Annotated in this window: 15 protein-coding genes, 1 rRNA gene and 3 pseudogenes; 10 read left to right on the top strand and 9 right to left on the bottom strand. The window is 47.1% G+C overall.

From position 1 onward, the window contains the following. The 8 genes from rrf to BUB94_RS15575 all read left to right on the top strand — a co-directional run. Positions 1-90, top strand: a 5S ribosomal RNA gene (gene rrf / locus BUB94_RS15610); the annotation flags it as partial. 473 nt (positions 91-563) lie between these two features. After that, positions 564-2,420 carry an alpha-amylase/4-alpha-glucanotransferase domain-containing protein gene (locus BUB94_RS15605; RefSeq protein ID WP_158236700.1) on the top strand — a complete coding sequence of 619 codons (1,857 nt, stop codon included), beginning with the start codon at positions 564-566 and terminating at the stop codon, positions 2,418-2,420. A gap of 2 nt (positions 2,421-2,422) precedes the next feature. Then, a complete protein-coding gene (locus BUB94_RS15600; protein WP_073160230.1) occupies positions 2,423-3,112 on the top strand; it encodes a hypothetical protein in 690 nt (229 codons plus the stop codon). Between the two features lie 85 nt (positions 3,113-3,197). Next, positions 3,198-3,806: a lytic transglycosylase domain-containing protein gene (locus tag BUB94_RS15595; RefSeq protein WP_158236699.1), complete on the top strand. Its 609-nt coding sequence runs from the start codon at positions 3,198-3,200 to the stop codon at positions 3,804-3,806. 238 nt (positions 3,807-4,044) lie between these two features. Continuing rightward, positions 4,045-5,364 (top strand): TolC family protein, encoded by a 1,320-nt coding sequence (locus BUB94_RS15590; RefSeq protein WP_249269474.1) that lies wholly within the window; start codon positions 4,045-4,047, stop codon positions 5,362-5,364. A gap of 8 nt (positions 5,365-5,372) precedes the next feature. Further along, complete coding sequence (locus BUB94_RS15585; protein WP_073238802.1) at positions 5,373-5,954, top strand: MlaC/ttg2D family ABC transporter substrate-binding protein; 582 nt, start codon at positions 5,373-5,375, stop codon at positions 5,952-5,954. A gap of 5 nt (positions 5,955-5,959) precedes the next feature. After that, the gene (locus BUB94_RS15580) at positions 5,960-7,069 is read left to right on the top strand and encodes a hypothetical protein (RefSeq protein ID WP_139260281.1); all 1,110 of its coding nucleotides are present in this window, start codon (positions 5,960-5,962) and stop codon (positions 7,067-7,069) included. Continuing rightward, entirely contained in the window at positions 7,069-7,800 is a 732-nt protein-coding gene (locus BUB94_RS15575; protein ID WP_073238796.1) for a pseudouridine synthase, read from the top strand. The genes BUB94_RS15580 and BUB94_RS15575 overlap by 1 nt, the downstream gene beginning before the upstream one ends. 101 nt (positions 7,801-7,901) lie before the next feature. On the opposite strand, the gene BUB94_RS15570 is transcribed toward BUB94_RS15575, so the two are convergent. Continuing rightward, a complete protein-coding gene (locus tag BUB94_RS15570) occupies positions 7,902-8,276 on the bottom strand; it encodes an HU family DNA-binding protein (protein ID WP_073160238.1) in 375 nt (124 codons plus the stop codon). 105 nt (positions 8,277-8,381) lie between these two features. Between BUB94_RS15570 and BUB94_RS15565 the strand changes: the two genes are divergently transcribed. Next, positions 8,382-9,551: a tRNA dihydrouridine synthase gene (locus BUB94_RS15565; RefSeq protein ID WP_073238793.1), complete on the top strand. Its 1,170-nt coding sequence runs from the start codon at positions 8,382-8,384 to the stop codon at positions 9,549-9,551. A 157-nt stretch (positions 9,552-9,708) separates the two neighbouring features. Here BUB94_RS15565 and BUB94_RS17565 read toward each other — a convergent pair. Next, positions 9,709-9,977, bottom strand: a pseudogene (locus BUB94_RS17565) (ATP-binding protein); the annotation flags it as partial. After that, positions 9,970-10,290, bottom strand: a pseudogene (locus BUB94_RS15560) (virulence RhuM family protein); the annotation flags it as partial. The pseudogenes BUB94_RS15560 and BUB94_RS17565, both read right to left, overlap by 8 nt. A 241-nt stretch (positions 10,291-10,531) precedes the next feature. Here BUB94_RS15560 and BUB94_RS15555 point away from each other — a divergent pair. Then, entirely contained in the window at positions 10,532-11,053 is a 522-nt protein-coding gene (locus BUB94_RS15555; RefSeq protein WP_073238787.1) for a hypothetical protein, read from the top strand. A gap of 12 nt (positions 11,054-11,065) precedes the next feature. Here the strand turns inward: BUB94_RS15555 and rhuM are convergent. The 6 genes and pseudogenes from rhuM to BUB94_RS15525 form a co-directional block, all read right to left on the bottom strand. Continuing rightward, positions 11,066-11,927: pseudogene (rhuM, locus tag BUB94_RS17560) on the bottom strand (RhuM family protein). Between the two features lie 277 nt (positions 11,928-12,204). Continuing rightward, positions 12,205-12,885 carry a hypothetical protein gene (locus tag BUB94_RS15545; protein ID WP_073160246.1) on the bottom strand — a complete coding sequence of 227 codons (681 nt, stop codon included), beginning with the start codon at positions 12,883-12,885 and terminating at the stop codon, positions 12,205-12,207. A 909-nt stretch (positions 12,886-13,794) separates the two neighbouring features. Continuing rightward, a complete protein-coding gene (locus BUB94_RS15540) occupies positions 13,795-14,802 on the bottom strand; it encodes a hypothetical protein (RefSeq protein WP_073160248.1) in 1,008 nt (335 codons plus the stop codon). Next, entirely contained in the window at positions 14,793-15,803 is a 1,011-nt protein-coding gene (locus BUB94_RS15535) for a glycoside hydrolase family 5 protein (RefSeq protein WP_073160250.1), read from the bottom strand. Before BUB94_RS15535 ends, BUB94_RS15540 begins: the two co-directional genes overlap by 10 nt. Positions 15,804-16,540: 737 nt before the next feature. Beyond that, a complete protein-coding gene (locus BUB94_RS15530; protein ID WP_073238781.1) occupies positions 16,541-16,780 on the bottom strand; it encodes an AAA family ATPase in 240 nt (79 codons plus the stop codon). A gap of 175 nt (positions 16,781-16,955) precedes the next feature. Next, complete coding sequence (locus BUB94_RS15525; protein WP_175549751.1) at positions 16,956-18,938, bottom strand: glycoside hydrolase family 43 protein; 1,983 nt, start codon at positions 18,936-18,938, stop codon at positions 16,956-16,958. Positions 18,939-19,124: the final 186 nt, after the last annotated feature.

Raw genomic sequence — 19,124 nt, 5'->3', positions numbered from 1 at the left:
TACCCGTTCCCATTCCGAACACGGAAGTCAAGCCTCCTATCGCCGATGGTACCTGGCCTACGGGTCCGGGAGAGTAGGTCGCCGCTGGATTCACGCCCCCCTTGAGGTAAACCTCTCGGGGGGCTTTTTGTTTTTGTATCCGCCGCAGGGGCTTCGCGATACGGCGTTGCTCGCCTCCTCATGTACACCCGGTACACCACGGCGGCTCGCGCCTTGTCTCCCTCGCCCCTCTCGCGGATACGGAATGCTAGGCACCGGACGAAAAACTGTCGGGCGGATGACGTGTACGCCTTCGCCCACGGCTCCTGCCGTCGCCAGGCGCAGGCCATGAGCTGTCGCAGGAGGCTTACCGGGAAAGGCGGACCCTGCCGGCGGCCTTTCCGCCTGTCCCCAGGTTTGCGGGGCCTGCCCGACGAATCATCCCCTCAAAAGAATACCTTAAAAAAATTTCTTTGAGCCCTCGCCAGGGGGCTCTTGTTTTTTACCAAGGGACTTCCACCTGGGAATGGTGATTGTGGTGTTCGTGCGAGCTTATGGCGTACGATTTTGCTATCCTTTATCTTATGAAACCGTCTCTGTCTATAGTATTGCAGCTGCCTCCGTCGACCGCTTACGCAAAGCTTGATGCTGTTGCGGAAAACTTGTTGTCTGGTATGAGCAAGGTGCTTGAATCTGGCAAGTTCCGTTTTTCGATTTTTATGGATGGACCTACGCTTGAGGCTGCAGGACGTGTTGCCAGGCCTTTGATGTTCGGTAAATTCCGCAGGGCTGTTGAAGAGGGATGTCTTGAATTTTTGGGTGGCGGTTTCCATGATGCGATGCTGCCCCTGTTCCCTACGGAATTGCAATCGATGCAGCTTCAGAAGCAGGCGGAGTTGCTCTGGAAATATTTTTCCATTGAGCCGACCGGATACTTTAACTCGTCCATGGTTTGGGAAATGGACATGACGGAACTTCTGGAAAAGCATCGGTTTGAATATGCCCTTGTGCAGGAGTCCGCCCTTCAGGATGCTCTTGGACGTACGACTCCGGTTTCTGGCTGGTACTCGGTAGAGGACAAGGGGTCCTTCTTGCGGGTGGTTCCTGTTTCGGAGGTTATCACCAATGCGATTCAGAATGACGATTACCGCTGGCTGGAATTGGCGGAACCTTATTGCCGTGGTGGCAAGACTGCCGTTGTGTTACTGGATGTTCCTCCTATGCCGGGCGACATCGTGCCGTTCTTTGAAAGGCTGCTGGATTTTGTAGAGACTAATGATCTGCAGACCAAGACTGTTTCTAGTTTGGTCAACGACCAGAGTACGGAAGGTCGTCTGAGTTCCCTGCTTTCTGCGGGTAGAAAGATTGGTTTGCCTGCAGCAGCTAAGACTTGCCGCGAGCTTCTGATCCGTCGCCCCGAGGTGAATCTGCTGCACAAGTGCCTGCTATCCTTGTATAGGCGTGCGGTTGGAAACCTGAAGGATAAGGCGAAGCAGGATTTTTTGGAAATGTTGTTGCCGCTGATGTCTCCGATTTATTATCGAGATATGCAGGATTGTGAAGGTATGCGTTCACCCCTGGTTCGCTGGTGGGGGGCCAGGTTCCTGATGCAGGCGGCAAACCGCTTGTCAGAGCTGGTTTCCTTTGATGGAATCAGGCTGGAAGTGGCTGACTTTATGTTGGAAGGTCGTAAGCAGATTTGGGCTGAGAACCATTCCTACTCGTTTATGCTTGATTATTTCGGTGGCGGTTTTCTTAGAATTCTGAATGGAAAGAATTCAGAAAACAGTCTGCTAGGTTCTTGGCGAGATGATGGTGAAGCTGCCGTGGGTTTTATGGACTTCATGATTCCCAATGTGGAATTGAGTGCGGCCAAGCTTGATCAGATTCTTGAATATCGTGAGGGTGCTTTGCGAGAACCCTACGATTATCAGGTGAAGCGTCATGAGGGGGGTACGGATATTCTCCTTTTGGGGGAACAGCATTTCTCGTTCAGCGAACAGATGGGAGTCCTTCTTGTGGAGAAGTTCTATGAACTTTCTTCTGAAGGGTCTGATTTTGATCTTCGTTTTAAACTTACGAATGCGGCCTTCTCCTTGGCCAAGGGATTCTTTGGCTCCCTTCTTGAAACAGGACTTCTTGCATGTAATGGCCGACGTCAAATTCTTGTGAATGGCAGCGCCATTGCTTTTGATTTTAGTTCTCCGTTGGTTTACCCAGAAGCCAAGGTTATTGAAATCCTTGACAAGGTGACTACCAGTCGCATTAGACTTGAGTTCGAGACTCCGGCTTCGTTGCTGGTGTCTCCGATGTTTGGTGCTTCGTCGTCTGCGGCGCCGGAAGCCTTGCAGGGCATTCGACTGTTCCCCTTCTGGAAGGTCGAGCTGGAATCCAATGCCGAAAAGAACCTGAACATGACCGTTCGATTTTCTAAGAGGTAACCGTGAAGTCTGACTTGATTGACATCCAGGTGGAATCTAGCGGCGATGATGTGGAAATCACACTTTCCGGCTCTCTGGGTTTTTCCCAGTTTTCTGCCGTGAAGGAAAAGCTGGCCATGCTTGTTGAAGGGCCTGGTTGCTTCTACTTTCTGAATTTGCAGAATTGTCATTTTACCAGTGAGCGGTATCTTGACTTCTTTCTTGACTTGTTGAATCGCGTAAAGGCCCGCAAGTCTTCCCTGATTCTTATTTTCGACAAGAACGAACTATTCCAGTATTTTTCCAGGTATCAGAACATTTTCGAGATTTATGAAAATCGTCGTGCCTACAAGAAGTCTGGAACCAAGAAACAGCTTCAGCAGATTGGCCTTTATTATGGTTTGCGTTCCGGTATTACGCTCAGTCCTGGTGTGGCTATAGCCTTTTTGACCTTGATTCTTGGTTGGATTGTTACTTTGTTCATTGTCGTATCGACGCAGGGGCGAGACTTGGCTGATAAGCAAGCCCAGATTATTGCCTTGCAGAACCAGAAAGATCGCTACATCCGCGAAATAGATAAACTGGAATCAACGATTGGTCCTTTGCGTAAGCTTGGGGTGATGCAAGATACCACAAGGCTCAGTTCCTTTGGCTTGATTCAGGACTGGGTCGGTTACCTGGAGTATCTGGAAAATACCCGCCGCGAGGAATAGGCTTCCTATGAAGACCAGTGTTCGTTTTCCTGCGTGGTTATTGGGCTTGGCGCTAATCCTATGGTTTGGCGCTTTGGGTCTTTTCGTGTCTAGGTGGTTTACCCAGCAGCGTGCGTTATCTGAAATTGCTGCACAGGAAATAGAATTACGAAATGATCTAGATAGGCTGTCTACCTGGGGAAAATGGACTATTGATTTTATAAAGATAGACAAGGCTTTGGCTTACCTCTCGAAGGACCGTCTAACAGAAGAACAACGTGCTCTCCTGTCGGAACAGATTTGGCAGATTTCCAGGTCCTATGCCACGGATCCCTTGCTGATTTTGGCGGTGGTGGCCCAGGAGAGTCACGGCAATCCCAATGCCCGCGGTAGAATGCAGTCGGGAAAGTTTTCTGGTGCCTTAGGTTTAATGCAGATCAAGCTGGAGACCGCCAAGAAAATGGGGGATCGTTTTGGCTTGCCTATTGAAAAGGAAGAGGACCTGCTCAGACCGGAAATCAACGTGACTGTCGGTACTGCCTATTTGATGCGCCTTATTGCAAAATATGGAAACTGGAAGGATGCCCTGATTGCTTACAACCTTGGACATTCCGCTGTGGATAAAATGCTGGAAAAGGGAACTCCCTTGCCCACACGTTATTATGAACATGTTGTTTCAAAGTATAGAAACTTGACCCAACTTTCATTCTTGTAAGAATTTGCGAACTCCGTTCGCATTTACTGCGGCTCAATTATGTCAAATCAGGTAAACTGATTTGCCGCAATCTTCGCCTTTTTAATTTGCGAACTCCGTTCGCATTTATTACGGCTCAATCATGGCAAATCGCATAAATGCGATTGCCGTGATCTTCGCCTTTTTGTAAATTTGGTCCATGTTTTGTTTTGGGAAGAAATTCCAAATTTTAGCCACGCTATTTTGTGCGGTTGGAGTCATGGCTGGAGAGGTCCGGTATGACTTGTCTCGCTTTGTAGAAGAGGGCTTGAATTCCGATCCCCAGCTGGCAGAAACAAGGTTTGGTGCCCAGTCAAAACAAGACAAGATTGCTCAGTTGAAGGCCGAGGCTATTTTGCCCACTTTCTATGTGGGTATGATGGTCGGTCCGGCTCCTGGTCTTCGTGATGAAATCGATAATGGCGACACGACCGAGGTCTATGATTTTTCCAAGATGGGGCCTTATTGGGGCGTGCAGGCTCGATTTGTGCAGCCTTTGAATCTGGGACAGTATCGTGCAGGCAAGGCTGCCCTTGAAGCAGACCTGGAACAGAAAAATTTTGAAATTGAACATCAGGTCCACAAGAAAGATGTGGAACTGCAGACTTACTATTACAACTACCTGCTTGCCAAGGAAATGATTCGCATTGCCGCTGATGCCCAGAAGCAGGTGGATAATGCCTACGAGAAGATGGAAGAGGCGCTGGATGATGATGACCCCAGTGTTTCCCAGATGGATTTGTTGAATCTCAAGGCGAAAATGCATACTGTGAAGGAAGGTGTTTCTGAAGCCAACCTGGGTATGAAACGCGTGTTGCTGGCAATTCGTTTTGCGTTGAACATGCGTGACGAAGACACTTTTGCTTCGGAGGATTCTGTCTTGACTCCCCGTAGTGAACGTCTGCCTTCCCTGGAAGAGGTTCGCGATATCACCTTCCGTAACCATCCGGAATTGAAACAGCTGAACGCTGGTCTTAGGGCTCGTAGACTTCAGATGGATCTGGCAGAAGCTAAACTGGCTCCCGAATTTTTCGTGATGGGCGAAGTGGAATATGTAAAGAGCTGGGCTGGTAACCGTAGCATTATGCAGAAGGATGCCTTCTCTGAAGACGCGGTGAACAAGTTGACTGGTGCAGTTGGTTTTGGTCTCCGTTATAACTTGAATTTCTGGAAGAACTGGGAAAAATTCAGGGCTGCGAAGACGGATTATCGTGGCTTGCAACTGAAGGAAGGCTATGCCGCCAATGGTTTGATTGCCAAGGCTGAAGAACAGTATTATATCGTGCAGTCCGCCAAGGAAAAGATGGATGCCATGAAGGAAAGTCTTCGCGCTTCGGAAGCTATCTTGAAGGGTGCGGCCATGCAGTATGACTTGGATAAGTCTAAAACGGGCGACCTGGTTTCTGCATACACCCAGAATGTGTCTATGCAGAAGGACTATTATTTTGCGGTTTGCAAGTACAATGTGGAATTTGCTCAGCTGATCTCCAAGATGGGATTGTCGCTGAAGGACTTCCAGTCGAATTTAATAAAAAAGTGAGGAAGAACATGTTCAAGAAAATGTTAATTGCTATTGCCTGTGCAAGCCTGTTTGCTTTTGCAGCCGAAGATCCCGTCGCTTCTATCCAGAAGAAGGATGCCGAACTGCAGGCCTTGATCAAGAAGTCTAATCGTAGCGCCAAGGAAACTGAACGCGTTAAGTCCTTGCTGAACGAATCCTTTGACTTCGAATTGCTGGCCAAGAAGTCCCTGTCTTCTAGCGACTGGAAGGCTCAGGATGAAGCCTCCCAGAAAAAGTTCGTCGAAGAATTCCAGCGCATGGTCAAGAACTCCAGCGCCAAGCGCCTTGAAGTTTACCGCGCCGACTCTACCGTTTATGAACCGGCCAAGCTGAAGAAGAACGGCGAAGAAGCTTCTGTTGTTGCTCACCTCTGGAACAAGGGCAAGGAATCTGTTCTTGAATACAAGATGAGCCTGGTGAACGGTAACTGGAAGGCCTGGGATCTGGTCATTGACGACCTTTCTACGGCTCGCAACTATAAGGAACAGTTCGGTCAGATTCTTAAGACCAAGAGCTTTGCTGAACTGATTGAAGTCATCTCCAAGAAAGCCGACGAGGCGGAGAAGTAAGCCTGTTGCAGTGGCTTACGCCATGGACTGTTATCGGCGCGGTACTTTGTGTACTGGCGTTGGTTGTCTTATTTTTCCCGTTCATTTTTAAGATTGATTTCGAGGCTGGGCTGAAAGGATTTGAGGCCCGGTTTTCCATATTCAAGAAACAGTTCTATAAGTACGAAAAGAAGTTTTCGGAAGACGAGACCGCTGACGAAAAATATTCCGTAGGGGATTTTGATAATCGCCCGGATAACGAGGAGGCGGTGGTTCCCACTTATGTGCCGCCTAAGAAAAAGGTGGAAGAACCGAAAATTGAATCGCGCCCTCCGGAACCTGCCAAGGAAAAATTGGAAGCCCCGAAAGTTGTGGAAACTCCTGTAGTCGACGAAGCTACAGAATCTGCTGAAAACGTCACGGAAATCGCTGCGGAACCTACTGAGGCTCCCGCTGAAGTCGCTGCGGAATTTGAAAAGGTTGAACCTCTCGTAGAAGAAGTAAAAACTGAAGAACCTAAAAAGGTTGAAAATTCTAAAAAATTCGAAGAATCGGTAAAAGTCAAAACGTCCGAAGAACCGGAATCTTCTGGAAAGGTGGACGTATCTGAGAAAACCGAAAAAACAGAAAAACCTGAAAACGCGATAAAGCTCGAAAAAAACGAAGAACCAGAAAAACCAGAAAAGCGTTCTTTGACAGATACGGAATTCTGGACGATTCTTTTGACGCCGGAGTTTGACGAAATTGCATTCTGGGCTTTGAAGAAATGGTTCTTCTGCTTGCTGCGCCTGTTCCGCATCCGTTTTGTGGATTGTTTTGTGGAAGGTTTCCGCGGCGAGGTGATGCACATGGGTTATGGTGCAGCCCTGAACGGATTTCTGAAGGGTTACCCGTACATTGGCGACTGGGATTTCAGAATGGACTGGACTCACAATCATGAACTGCGCTCTGCCGGTCAGGTTCGGGCCAGCATCAATCTGTGCCGCGTTATAGGACTTTTAATCGCAACGCTGTTTTATGGTGGCATCATTGCCTATAAGTTCTGGCGTCGCCGAGCTCACGTGTTGAAGACAAATGAATTGCCTGAACTGGGCTGGATTAGAAATAAAATTGTTAAGATGATGGCGGAGGAATAATGCCTGCTTTGACTTTGGAACGCCTGGTGGCGTCAATTGGTTTCGGCTCCCGCAAGGAAGCCCGCGCTCTTATCCGCGCCGGTATGGTGGAAATGGATGGCGAAGTGGTGGACGATCCCTTCGTGGAATTCAAGACCCGCCCCGAGACGATCGTTGTGAATGGAGAAGAAATTCCCACGGTTGAAAAATTGTACATCATGATGGACAAGCCTCTTGATGTGGAATGCAGCCACAATGCCCGCGACCATCAGTCTATCTACAGCTTGCTTCCGGATCGCTTTACCGCCATGGGCCTGCAGTCTGTGGGCCGCCTGGACGCGGATTCCTCTGGTTTGATTTTACTCTCTAACCAGGGTGATTTCATTCATAAGGTGGAAAGCCCCAAGAAAGGCTACCTGAAAAAATATCGCGTGACTTTGGCCCGTGAATTTACCGCCGAACAGAAGGCAGAACTTCTGAAGGGCGTGATGCTGAAGGATGAACGTCGCCCGGTTCTTGCCCGTGAACTTTCCGAAGAACGTATTGTGATTGACGGCGAAGAAAAGGATACGGTTGTCATTTCCATCGGTGAAGGCCTGTACCATCAGGTGCGCCGCATGTTTGCCGCCGTGGGCAACCATGTGATGACCCTTTCCCGCGAGGCCATCGGCCCTGTCATCATGGACACTACCCTGGGTAGCGGCGGCTGGCGCTTTATGACTGAAGAAGAAGTGGCTAGCTTGACGAAGTAAAAAATGTTTGCTTAAAAATAAAAGCCTCGGTTATAAAACCGGGGCTTTCATTTCTCTCTCTAAAAACTAAATTTGGTTCGTTAGAAATTTGGTTCGCTTGATTAGGCTTCGTCTTCGGTGGACTTGACGGCGATCATCACGTCCTTGTCTTCGGATTCCAGCTTTGCGTTCACGCCTTCCACAATGGCTTCCAGGGAATTGATCTTATCCTTGATGTCATTGCTGAACTTGAAGGAGGGAACCATGCGTTCCTCGATCATGACGGTTTCGCCGGTGCGGGGATTGCGAGCCGGACGAGACTTGCGAGGCTTGCAGCTGAAAGTACCGAAACCGCGGATTTCGATGGTGTTGCCTTCGATCAGCTTTTCGCCCACCAGGTCGAGGAACTGTTCGATGACGGTCTTAATATCGTTGCGCACAAATCCAGTGGACTTGGCGATTTCTTGAATCAGAGTTTGTTTAGTAATATTAGGCACGACGTAAATATAGGTTTATCAATGAGTTAGGCTAGGTGTCCTGATGAAATTAAATATTTTTTCTGGGCTGATACTGCGAACTTTTTGTGGATAATTGTGATTAGAATGTTGAAAGATGTTGAAAATTTAAAACCTGCTGTTAAGTCCTTTAAACTCCGTGAATTAGAGGTGTTTCCCAATACCATTTTGAGCCCCATGGACGGGGTGACAGATGCCCCTTTTAGGCGTTTATGCCGTGTTTTGTCGGGAAATCGCATGGGATTGTTGGTATCTGAGTTCGTACCCACCAATGCCGACGAGATTTTTAGCCTTACGGGCCATAAACAGCTGAAATTCTACCCCGAGGAAAAGCCTTTCGGTATCCAGATTTTTGGCTGTTATCCCGATAAGATGGCCGCTGCGGCCAAAAAAATCGCAGATGGGCTCCATCCTGACTATATAGAGGTGAATGCGGGCTGCCCGGCCCCCAAGGTGGCGGGAAAGGGTAGCGGATCCGGTCTTTTGAGGGATTTGCCTCGTCTGCAGGAAATTTTGCACGATACCCGTAAGGCCCTGGATACATGTCAGGTGAATGTACCTCTAACCTTGAAGTGTCGTATCGGCTGGGATGACGAGTCTATTAACGTCATGGAAACTTTGAAAATCGCGGAAGGGGAGGGGGTGGAACTTCTGGTGGTTCACGGCCGTACTCGCCTGCAGGGCTACAACGGTCTGGCCAATTGGGACTGGATCGGGAAGGTGGCCGCCGCCGCAAAGATTCCCGTGGTTGGCAATGGCGATGTGAATAGTGTGGAATGTGCCCTGGAACGCATCAATACCTATGGCGTGTCCGGCGTAAGCATTGGCAGGGGCGCCATGCACAACCCCTGGATTTTCGGGCAGATCGCCGACGCCTGGGAAGGTAAGCCTGCCCATATTATTACCGCTGAAGAGGCGCTGGATGTGTTCTCCATCTACTACAAGTTCCTGGAAGAAGAAGGCCGCACGGAAATGGGTGCCATGGGCCGTTTAAAGCAACTGGCCGCACGACTTTGTAAGGGATTTGTGGATGGTGACGAGGTTCCAGGCTCCGGGTTCGAGGCTCGAGAATCCGCCGCCATGGAAGTCCGTCAGACGTTGCTCACCGCCCAGACTCCCGAGGAATTTTTCAAACGCAAGGAAAAGCTGAAAAGTGGCATCGCCAAGAGCCTGCGCTACGAACCCAACCGCCTGGTGAATCTGAACGGCGCCAAGGACGACACTCTGGTTTTCGGGAATCGCTACGAGAATCGATAGGTGGTCGGTGGCTCCCTTGAGAACTGGTCAAAATTTTTGACCAGTTTGTCTTTCTTACACAACGAGGCTATTCTCGTCCAGCAAAAAGTCGAAAACGTTCAAGAATACGATACCGTCTTGATTCTGGTGTTTCTTTATAGGGTCCAGCAAGTGCATCGCGGATTTTAAGTTCGTTATAAACTACGTTTTCCATCAAGTGGGGTTCTTCAATTTGCCTAAAGTTCAATCGTGCATTTCGGAGTCCCGCATCGGTAAAGTAAAACTTCATGGGGGTTCCGATGTAGCTTGCTTGACGCTCTTGAATGTGTCGGACAACTTTTGGGGGTTGGTCAGACTGCCAATATTTGAAGCTAGAACGTCCAGAAGTTCCGAAAGTTCATCCTTTGAACGAATGTCGTTCCGTTCAAGAATATCGCCGACGTTTGTCATCTAGCGCAAATCCCTTGACGATGTACTCCTTGAGAATTTGGCTAGCCCATTTGCGGAACTGCGTTGCCCTCGAGGAATTTATTCGATAGCCTACGGAAATGATTGCGTCTAGGTTGTATTCTTCCAGTTCACCTTCCTCAAAGGTGTTCTTTAGGTGTTTGCTAATTGCAGGGACACCAACTTCAAATAGCTCTGCCATGGCTTTTTGCGTAAGCCACAAAGTTTCGTTTTCAAGCTTCACCTCAAGATGCGATGACCCGTCATCGGAAACATAGATTACTATTTCGCCTTTCTTATCAGTGGTATTCATTCAATTCTCCGTGACACTGTATACTTTCCGTGTTTATGACCATCCGCAGTCAAACCGCAGTCAAGCAGGGTCAGTTCAAGCGCAAATTCTCCCAAAATCGCCTAAATGTAAACTTGGGACAACATTTGGGTAGGATTTAAACATTGTGGGTATACAGTGTCCAGTAAAAAAAGTGGTTTTTACAAGCCCTTGTTTTTGCATGACAAATCCACCTCGTCGGAAAAAATTATCTTTCCACCCGATGAGACTGATTGTACTTACTTTATGCCTCTTGGCTGCGACCTGTTTCGCTCAAAGTGAAACGACGCCAATTGCAGAAGTAGATTCCGCTGCATACTACGAAAAGGTGTATGAGTACAATCATCAGAAATTTCGCACAGATGAATCCGTTTCGGACGTTCTTTTTTGGACGAGCGTTGGCTTGAGTGCCGTTGCTCCGATTTCGGCCATGATGTTGGGGGCATGGTCGATGGGTTGCAATGTGAACGAGGATAATGATTGCGAATGGTCCGCACTGGAATGGGGGCTAGCGACGCCGCTTTTTCTCGTTCTTCCGTCGTGGACGGCTTACGGCGTTTTCTCCTTGGCGAAAATTCATCGTCATAACAAATATAACCAGTACTACAAAAAACGTGAGGATTATATAAAGCGTAAACAACTTGAGAAAAACGGAGCTGAAGAACAGTTGCTGTCCATACAGGTGTTGTCCTTGGCGGATCCTGTGAAACAACGCTACGGAGCGTTGATTGCTCTGGGCTTTTAGTCAGGACATTTTTTACTTTATTTTCTTCTGCATTTTTTCGAAATTGTCCAGAAAGTCCTTTTCCACAGGGGAAAGTTGCAGTGCGGTCCGTTCGCTGAATTTTTCGTATTCCGAGTCCGCCTTTTTCTTTGCAACATCGGCGGAAATTTTGCCAGCATGATTTAGCAGAGCTTTGCCAGATAGTTTCAGGAAATCGTCCAGTTTTTGAATCCAGTCCTTCATGTACATAGGCGTGTGGCTTTGAGCCTGGAGTTCCGCAAAATCTAAGTACAGTGAAACGATTCTATTCAAAGTGTCGAGCTCTGTTTTTGACAAATAGTTCTTTGCAATTTCTGCATCGCCCTGTTTCGGCATGGCACCCGTCCATGACGTGAGTCCCATAAAATCTTTTTCTGCGGCAGCCCTTTCAAAAATTACTTCGGCTGCGGTGTGGCCGTGAGCCGAGAAGTGCGAGAAGCTCGTCAAAATAATTGCCGCCCCCGGCGCGTTTTAGCAAATCATCGTTCAGTGCAAAACCCTTCGTCAAGTATTCCCGCAAGACGTTTGTCGCCCAGATGCGAAACTGCACGCCTCTGTGGGAATTTACGCGATAGCCCACGCTAATGATCATGTCCAGGTTGTAGTAGGCGACGTTGTAATTTTTCCCGTCTGCGGCAGTTGTTGCAAAAAATGCAACAACTGAATCGGCGGTGAGTTCGCCAGATTCAAGGACACCCTTGATATGCCTAGAAATGGTAGACTTGTTCCTTTGAAAAAGTTCCGCCATTTGGTCTATTGAAAGCCATACAGAATCGTCTTTCAGAGAAACTTCAATCTGGGACTTTCCATCTTCAGTTTGATAAAGCAGCACGTTTCCAAAGTTATTTATATACACAAATGTACACTATTTTGCGGGCTCTGTCAAGCCAAAACATACCTTTTCACTCGGCTAGCAAAAGGTTTTGGTTTCGTAAACCCATTCTAAATTGTTTATTTACTGCACAATTACACTAAGTTCACTGTGGCGCCAAAGCCTAAAAATACAGCAAAATCGCAGCTATACAATCATACTTGACAGAGCAACGGCGCCTTCGCAATCGGAATACAGACTTTAAAATGCGTTTTCGCAGCAACGGCACCGTGTACGAATTGACTTGACACAGCCAAAAATTTTAGTAATCTGCCATTTTATTGCCATCCATCTTGTAATAAGGCCAAGTATGCCTAACTACATCAGACGGAATATAATTTTCATCTGCCACTGATTCTTCCTTCAAGACATTCAACAAATTTTCTGCATTCATTTCTTCTTTTAAAAATAAATCCATATATATTTCATGATAAATTGTAATACACGAATCACAGTATTTTTTTACTGATATTTCTGCAAAAAGATAATCGCATTTTATTCCATCTGTAGATTGGCAAAGAGCAAATTTCGCCCCATTATTATCTATATAAATAGGTCCCCGTTCAGACGCAAACGAATAAATGGATTTTACGGAAGAAGAACTTGAATCCTCGGGAAAATAATACATTTGTGCCGCATAATAAAAAAATAGAACATTTAACTCACCAACCCCACTCGCTTTTATTTGTAAAGTTTCTACATATTCTTTGAATGTTATATATTCTAGAGAACAAGGGTATAAAATTATTCGATTCTCTATTTTTTCTTCACACACATTATAGCGCAAAATAGACTTTTCCCCTGGTTCATACGTATACCTGCTATGGAACGAGTCCTTTATTCTCTCTGAAAAAATTTTCACACTCCAACGATTTCGGTCACCATTCAAAACAGCACAACTACTCATCACTAAAAGGGTTACAACAAGAAATCTAAAAGTCATCTTCGTTGCGTCTCCAAAAGAATATTGTACAAGCGTCTTCGGTTTCCAAAAGTTTCTAAAGTTTTTATAGTTTGTTTGCTTGTTGATTCTCTTTCAATAAATGTTTTGGCTATGTTCTTTCAAAGTGTAGATGTAATATAACTATCTAAAAAACACACCCTATTAGAAACTGAGATTTACCTACCTAAAAACTGTATCTTAGATACTTGGTCTAACCTAATTTTTGTTGGGTTAGACCATTTTTTAGTATTTTTTCAGCAAATTCAACCTAAAATGGCAGTTCTACACTCTAATAGAACATAGCCAAAAATTTGGCTGTGTCAAGCCGAAACGTACCTTTTTACTCGGCTAGCAAAAGGTTTTGATTTCGTAAACCCGTTCTAAATTGTTTATTTGCTGCACAATTACACTAAGTTCACTGTGGCGCCAAAGCCTGAAAAAACAGCAAAAATGCAGCCATACAATCGGGTTTGACAGAGCAACGGCGCCTTCGCAATCGGAATACAGACTTTAAAATGCGTTTTCGCAGCAACGGCACCGTGTACGAATTGACTTGACACAGCCATTTTGCAAGCTCTGTCAAGTCAAGTTGTATTGCTGAGAAAAGATTGTTTAGTTGCTATTAGAAAGCTGCGGCGCCAAAGCCGGTTTCAGCCAAAAAATTGCGCTTCTACAGTAAAAATGCAGTTTTGAAGGGGCTTACAAAATCCAGAAAGTTTGCTAGCAAGTCCCGACCATACGTTTCGGCTTGACACAGCCAAAAGAAAAAACTTTTGAAATTTTTCAAAGCGCAATGTATTCCGATGTTTTTTTCGCAACAAAATTTTTGATTTGTAGAAATGATAATGAAAAAAAAGTCCGTTCAAGTGACCGGACCTTTTTTTCCCAAACATCCGGGGTGTATAATAATTACTTCAGGATTACCTTCTGGCTGTAAACCTGGCTGCCCTGCTTGATCATGAGGATTGCAGGACCGCGGGTTTCTGCCTTCAGCTGAATGCTGTTGCTGCCTGCCTTTGCGTTGATGTTTTGAGTAGCAATCATCTGACCTAGTCCGTTTATAAGAAACGCCTTGGCCGAACCTGGTTCGTTTCCTATAAAGATTGCGTTTATGGGTCCCTGCTGGATATCAATGGAACGCAGGCCCACTCTAGTAAAGTCTGTGTTTGCAGGCGTTGTAATTCTTGTTTCGCCGTCATTGATGGTAGAGGGAGCAAGGCCGCCTACGGCAATGCCTTCGCACTTCAGTTCCTTATTGTCATTGAAGTCCAAGAACGTTACCTTGGTACCGTCCTCTTTCCACAGGATAATGTTGTCCAATTCCAGGGAGGCATCCACATCTACGCCTTGAACATTGATGCCGATGACTACCACCTTGGAAATGTCTTCAAAATCCATGCCCGGTTCCGAGGATCCGTCAAATGCAATCTTGATATTCTGCCATTCGCCTGTAAAGTCGTCAAAGTCACCAAGGCTCACCTGCTTCCATTTCCAATCTGCGGACATGTTGAACAGGGTTACTCCAGACCATGAGCTGCTGGATCCCTTGAACTTGATGTCAAAGGACATGGCTGTATATTGGCTCCAGTCCTGGGCGGCAAAGCTGTAGCTAAGAGTTCCTGTTTCTGCGGTGTCGCTTTGGGCTTTGTAAATCACCTTCATTTCACGATCGCTATTATCCAAGCTCTTTTCTACAAGGGCGTCGATGGAGTTGCCTTCGAACTTGGGCAAACCATAAGCGGCACGCATGGCGTTCAGACTTTCGTAATCCAGGATGCCGCGGTTCTTGTTTCTGCGGATGATGGTCATGTTGCCGTTGCCTTCGTCACCGGTATCCCAGATGCAGGGCACGAAGCCGTACTTCTTGGAAAGTTCCGCAATTCTGCCGTAGTAGTCGGCGCGAGACTTCAGATGCAATCGAAGGTCTTCGCCTTCAATTCAAGACGCTTGATGACGCCGAATTCACCGATGACCATAGGAATGTCCTTGAAATCTTCTCCTAGCATGGCGAAGACGGAATCCACATATTCGGGGCTGGCGTAGGCGCCTTTCTTAACATTGTGAGCGACATCTGTGGTGGAGTAGTTGCCTTCGCCCCAGTAACGCACGGTGTTGCCCCAGTCAGCATCCTGTTCCATCAAGGCGAACGTATAGGGATAGAAGTGGAATTCTCCCATCATGTAGTCGGTGCCGGCAGGGTCAGCAGGGAAGTTTCCCTTCAGGTAATTGTGGGCCTTGTTCTCGTCGGTGTCGGGTGCCTGCACGATGATGGTGCGTGTAGCGTTGTTGCCGCCGGAACTGCGAACGGCCTTGATCATGGTCTCGTGATAGGCTTTCAGTGTGTTGGCGTTGTCCTGTTTCAGTCCGTCGCCACTTTCGCCGGGCTCGTTGGTGCTGGCGAACAGCAGATGTTCATCGTAATCCTTGAACTTGGCGGCAATCTGTTCCCAGTAGGATTTCTGGCGGGCATTGATCTTTTCGTCTACGGAAGTTCCGATATGGTCTTCCAGCCAGCCGTTATCCCAGTGGATGTTGAGGATGGCGTACATGTCTCGCTTGACTACGTAATCTACCACGGTCTTTACGGAATCCAGCCAGGCGGCATTAATGGTGTTCTCGTCACCGTCAGGAGTATAAAGTGTCCAGTTGGAGTCTACGGCGATGGCGTTGGAATGGCTGTACCAGGCGCAGGGAATGCGGACCGTGTTGAAACCCGCGGACTTGACGGAATCGATCAGCTCCTGGGTGGGAAAATCGTTACCCCAGGCGGATGGGTTCATGGGAACTTCCAGCGTGTTTCCGATGTTGTAACCCATTCCCATTTTCGCGAAGACTTCTTTTGCAGTGGGAAGTGCATTGGCTGAACTAAATAGTAGACCAATGCAGCAGGGAATGCTGAAAATTCTTTTGAAATTCATCGGAAGGTCCTCTGTTTTTTGCCTTTCCATAAACTATTCTAAAAAAAAAAGAAAGGCAATGTTCTTTCAAAGTGTAGACCTAATATAACTAAGTAAAATATCACACCCTTTTACTTACTGAGATTTACCTATCTAAAAACTGTATCTTAGATACTTGGTCTAACCTAATTTTTTGTTGGTTTAGACCATTTTTTAGTATTTTAGGCTTTGGCGGCGAAGCTAATAAACTGTACTATTTTGGCGATTTTACAGCAGAAATGCAGTTTCCAATGGGTTTACGAAATGAACCTTTTATGCTAGCCCTGACCAAAAGTACGTTTCGGCTTGACACAGCCATTTTGCAGATTATGTCAAGCCATTTTGTATGGCTGCGTTTTTACTATATAATTTGTAATGCGACTGTGCCAAACAGTGCAAAAACAGCGTAATTTCGACAATTTATGCTCTTTTGTGTGCTTTAGCCTGACAAACCATTTGATAAAAATGGGCAATAGGTGCGCTGAAAAAATTTGAGTGACACCTACTGACATGCTGGATTATCTATATTCCCTGTGTACATAAAGAGTTTTGCTCTTGTCCTCGCTTGAAACTTCGACAATTTCAGATCAGAGTGCAAGGCGACGCTCACGCTTGCTACCGGGCTATGCTTGGCGGCATCGTTTTGCTATATGCATATTTAATAGATCTACCTGTACGCAAACGACTCTTTTGGGTGCATCTTGCACCAGCTGCCGTTTTTACGGCACGCTTTTGGGGCGTGGGTTGTTTGCGTTTATTTGTTCAGGGCAGTCGAAGGCCTGCTTTGCGATGGGATTCTTTACGAAGTTCACTTCTACGAAATGCTTGTAGAACTTGCCTGCGAATTCGCGGACAGCCGTAGTTTTGCCGACCTGGCGGGCGCCTGTAAGCGGCAGTGCCTTTTCATGACCCGACTTTAGCCAGTTTTCTAGGACCTTCGTTAGCTTTCTTTTTAACATTTTACAACTTTTTGCAATGTTTTTTAATGATGTTTTGCAACTTTTTGCTTTGCTTTGACATCAGTCCACGATGGCTTGAACGAAGAGAAAGCCAGCGTCATTTAGGCGCTGGCAGTAATAACCCCTTAAGGGGTGGTTTGTGATTCTACCTGAATCTGTAGGAAATTTTGAGCAACTAGTTCGCGAACTGCCAGGTATCGAACTGCACTTCACCCTTGATTATCAAGTAGACGGTGTGAACGCCGCTTGTGATGCCACTGCACTTTGCTTCCAGTTCCTGCCAGTCGCTTGCAGAACTGTTGACTGTGGCAACGTTTGCACCATCCCGTTTATCAAGACGGAGAGTTACAGAACCCTTGCCCTTCACCAAAGCCTTCAGAGTTTTTGCACTGCTGAAATTTACATTACGAACTTCGATGATGCCTTCTGTAGGTGCGGGACCGTCCTTGCTGGGAGTACCGATTGTAGCCACCATGTGGCCCGGTTCCTCTGTCTGCACGTAGCGAATGCCCAAGGTAGCCGCAGCTGTTGATGCCTGCTGCACAATATAGGGGTCAAGATTCTTGATAGCCTTTACGCCCTTGTAAGTCGGCTTAGCTTCCTTGATGACAACCTTTGCTTCGTCCACCTCGATTTCGTCAACCAAGATGCTGCGGAAACCGCCATGGGAACCGATGGAAGCCTCAAGAATTGCCGCCTGATAGAACAGATACCACTTGTCCTGATACTTATGGAGATGGGTGTGGTTGTTGCCGTAGGTCATGCCATTTTCACCCATGTTCTTGAAGTAGTTTCCGCCGTAGGTCCAGGAATCGGGATTCAGCGGCTCGGTGCTGGTAAAGTAATTCATGCTGCAGGCAGTTGGCGCCTCGCCACCCCAATCCCAGGGCGTATGGTCATCCCAGTCGTTGTTGAAGGTGTACACGTACTTGCCGTTAATATAATTGAGCTCATTAGCCTCGAAATGGAACGGGGACGGAAGCTTGACCGGATCCCCATCGAGAGAGTGCAGATCTGGTTTGAGCTTGGCGATCCAACCTTGACCATTACCAAACGAAAGCCATCCATCGCCATTGTCGTCAATTACAGCACCTGGGTCAAATATGGAGCCGCTGCCCTTTACAACGGGATGGTCGCCATCGATAAGGCTCTTGCTCAAAGGAGATGTCCACGGGCCTACCGGAGACTTTGCCTGGATAACACCGGTGCCAAAACCGCTATTGGAGAAATAGAGGGAGAAGAGGGTGCTGCCATCGGCCTGTTCCTTGCTGATGATGCTTGGTGCCCATGAAGCCATAATCCAGGGAGCCACCTCGCCGACAGGAATCAATCCGTGGTAAGTCCAGTTGACCATATCGTCGGTGGACATCATTACCAAAGTCTTGATCTTCTCGTAAGTATTGCTGACGCCTTCTTCGTACTGCTGATGGTCATTGGTTCCATACACATAGAGGCGTCCCTTGTATTCAATGGCGGTCGGGTCTGCGCAGTACTGGAAATCCAGAATAGGGTTGCCATTGCCCACGCCCAGTTTTGGGGACTTCACTGGCATCTTGCTTACAGTGCCGTCAGAGTCCTTTGCGCGGATAATGATTTTACCGAAATTAATGGTCGCTGCATCACTAGGTGTGTTGGGGCTTACGACCAGTGCCAAGCTAACGAGAGTTTTGCCCGGTTCAAAGGTCAACGCAAAACTTTTTGCACCGCTAGAGATTCTTTCCGTTGTCTTGGTTTCGTCGCTGTAGGTTGCGATTACGTCAATATTGTCGTATTCGACGGCCTTGGTAAAAGCTATCTCAACCTTTGTGAAAACGTCCGTATCCAGGTCGTGAATATCCCAATAGTTGTTGGCGTATTGCTTGTAGGTAAAGCTGTTGTTAGTTGTGTCCTTTTCGCCGCCGCCGCCAAACCAGTCCACGATGATATCTTCAATAGTGAGAGCGATATCGTACTTTGCTACCGCATCCTCATTGTTTATGCCATCATCCTTGTCGAGAGGGTCGCTAGGCTGTTCCTGAGAGACGCTGTCCTTAGGCTGAATAGGATTGAGGGAATCCTTGGGCTGTTCCGGGTTGAGTGTATCCTCGGGAAGTTCCAGAGAGGGGTCGTCATCAGGGTTCTTGTTTACGGATTCATCGTCTCCGCATGACATTACCATGGACGAAACGGACACAAGTGTTGCCGCAAGAAAGATTTTCTGGCTCTTCATCAACATGTGTGGGTGGCTTCGCCACCCTTTTTTGTTGACATTCGCCTAAATTAAACAAAAAATGGGCTATTTTCTAAAATTTAATCGCCAAAAAAAACAGAAGAAAAAGCCCATGTCAAAATTATACAAATCCAT

The sequence above is a fragment of the Fibrobacter sp. UWH9 genome, from assembly GCF_900129715.1.
In the GTDB taxonomy this organism is placed as follows: domain Bacteria; phylum Fibrobacterota; class Fibrobacteria; order Fibrobacterales; family Fibrobacteraceae; genus Fibrobacter.
The sequence above is the reverse complement of the archived record's forward strand: the minus strand, read 5'-3'. Positions and strand labels throughout refer to the sequence as shown.

What these genes read in the sequence shown, in the direction of transcription:
- BUB94_RS15565 (WP_073238793.1), top strand. Translation starts at nt 8,382, where the DNA reads ATGTTGAAAGATGTTGAAAATTTAAAACCTGCTGTTAAGTCCTTTAAA.
- BUB94_RS15525 (WP_175549751.1), bottom strand. Translation starts at nt 18,938, where the DNA reads ATGGTAATGTCATGCGGAGACGATGAATCCGTAAACAAGAACCCTGAT.
- BUB94_RS15545 (WP_073160246.1), bottom strand. Translation starts at nt 12,885, where the DNA reads ATGACTTTTAGATTTCTTGTTGTAACCCTTTTAGTGATGAGTAGTTGT.
- BUB94_RS15535 (WP_073160250.1), bottom strand. Translation starts at nt 15,803, where the DNA reads ATGAATTTCAAAAGAATTTTCAGCATTCCCTGCTGCATTGGTCTACTA.
- BUB94_RS15590 (WP_249269474.1), top strand. Translation starts at nt 4,045, where the DNA reads ATGGCTGGAGAGGTCCGGTATGACTTGTCTCGCTTTGTAGAAGAGGGC.
- BUB94_RS15575 (WP_073238796.1), top strand. Translation starts at nt 7,069, where the DNA reads ATGCCTGCTTTGACTTTGGAACGCCTGGTGGCGTCAATTGGTTTCGGC.
- BUB94_RS15605 (WP_158236700.1), top strand. Translation starts at nt 564, where the DNA reads ATGAAACCGTCTCTGTCTATAGTATTGCAGCTGCCTCCGTCGACCGCT.
- BUB94_RS15530 (WP_073238781.1), bottom strand. Translation starts at nt 16,780, where the DNA reads ATGTTAAAAAGAAAGCTAACGAAGGTCCTAGAAAACTGGCTAAAGTCG.
- BUB94_RS15555 (WP_073238787.1), top strand. Translation starts at nt 10,532, where the DNA reads ATGAGACTGATTGTACTTACTTTATGCCTCTTGGCTGCGACCTGTTTC.
- BUB94_RS15585 (WP_073238802.1), top strand. Translation starts at nt 5,373, where the DNA reads ATGTTCAAGAAAATGTTAATTGCTATTGCCTGTGCAAGCCTGTTTGCT.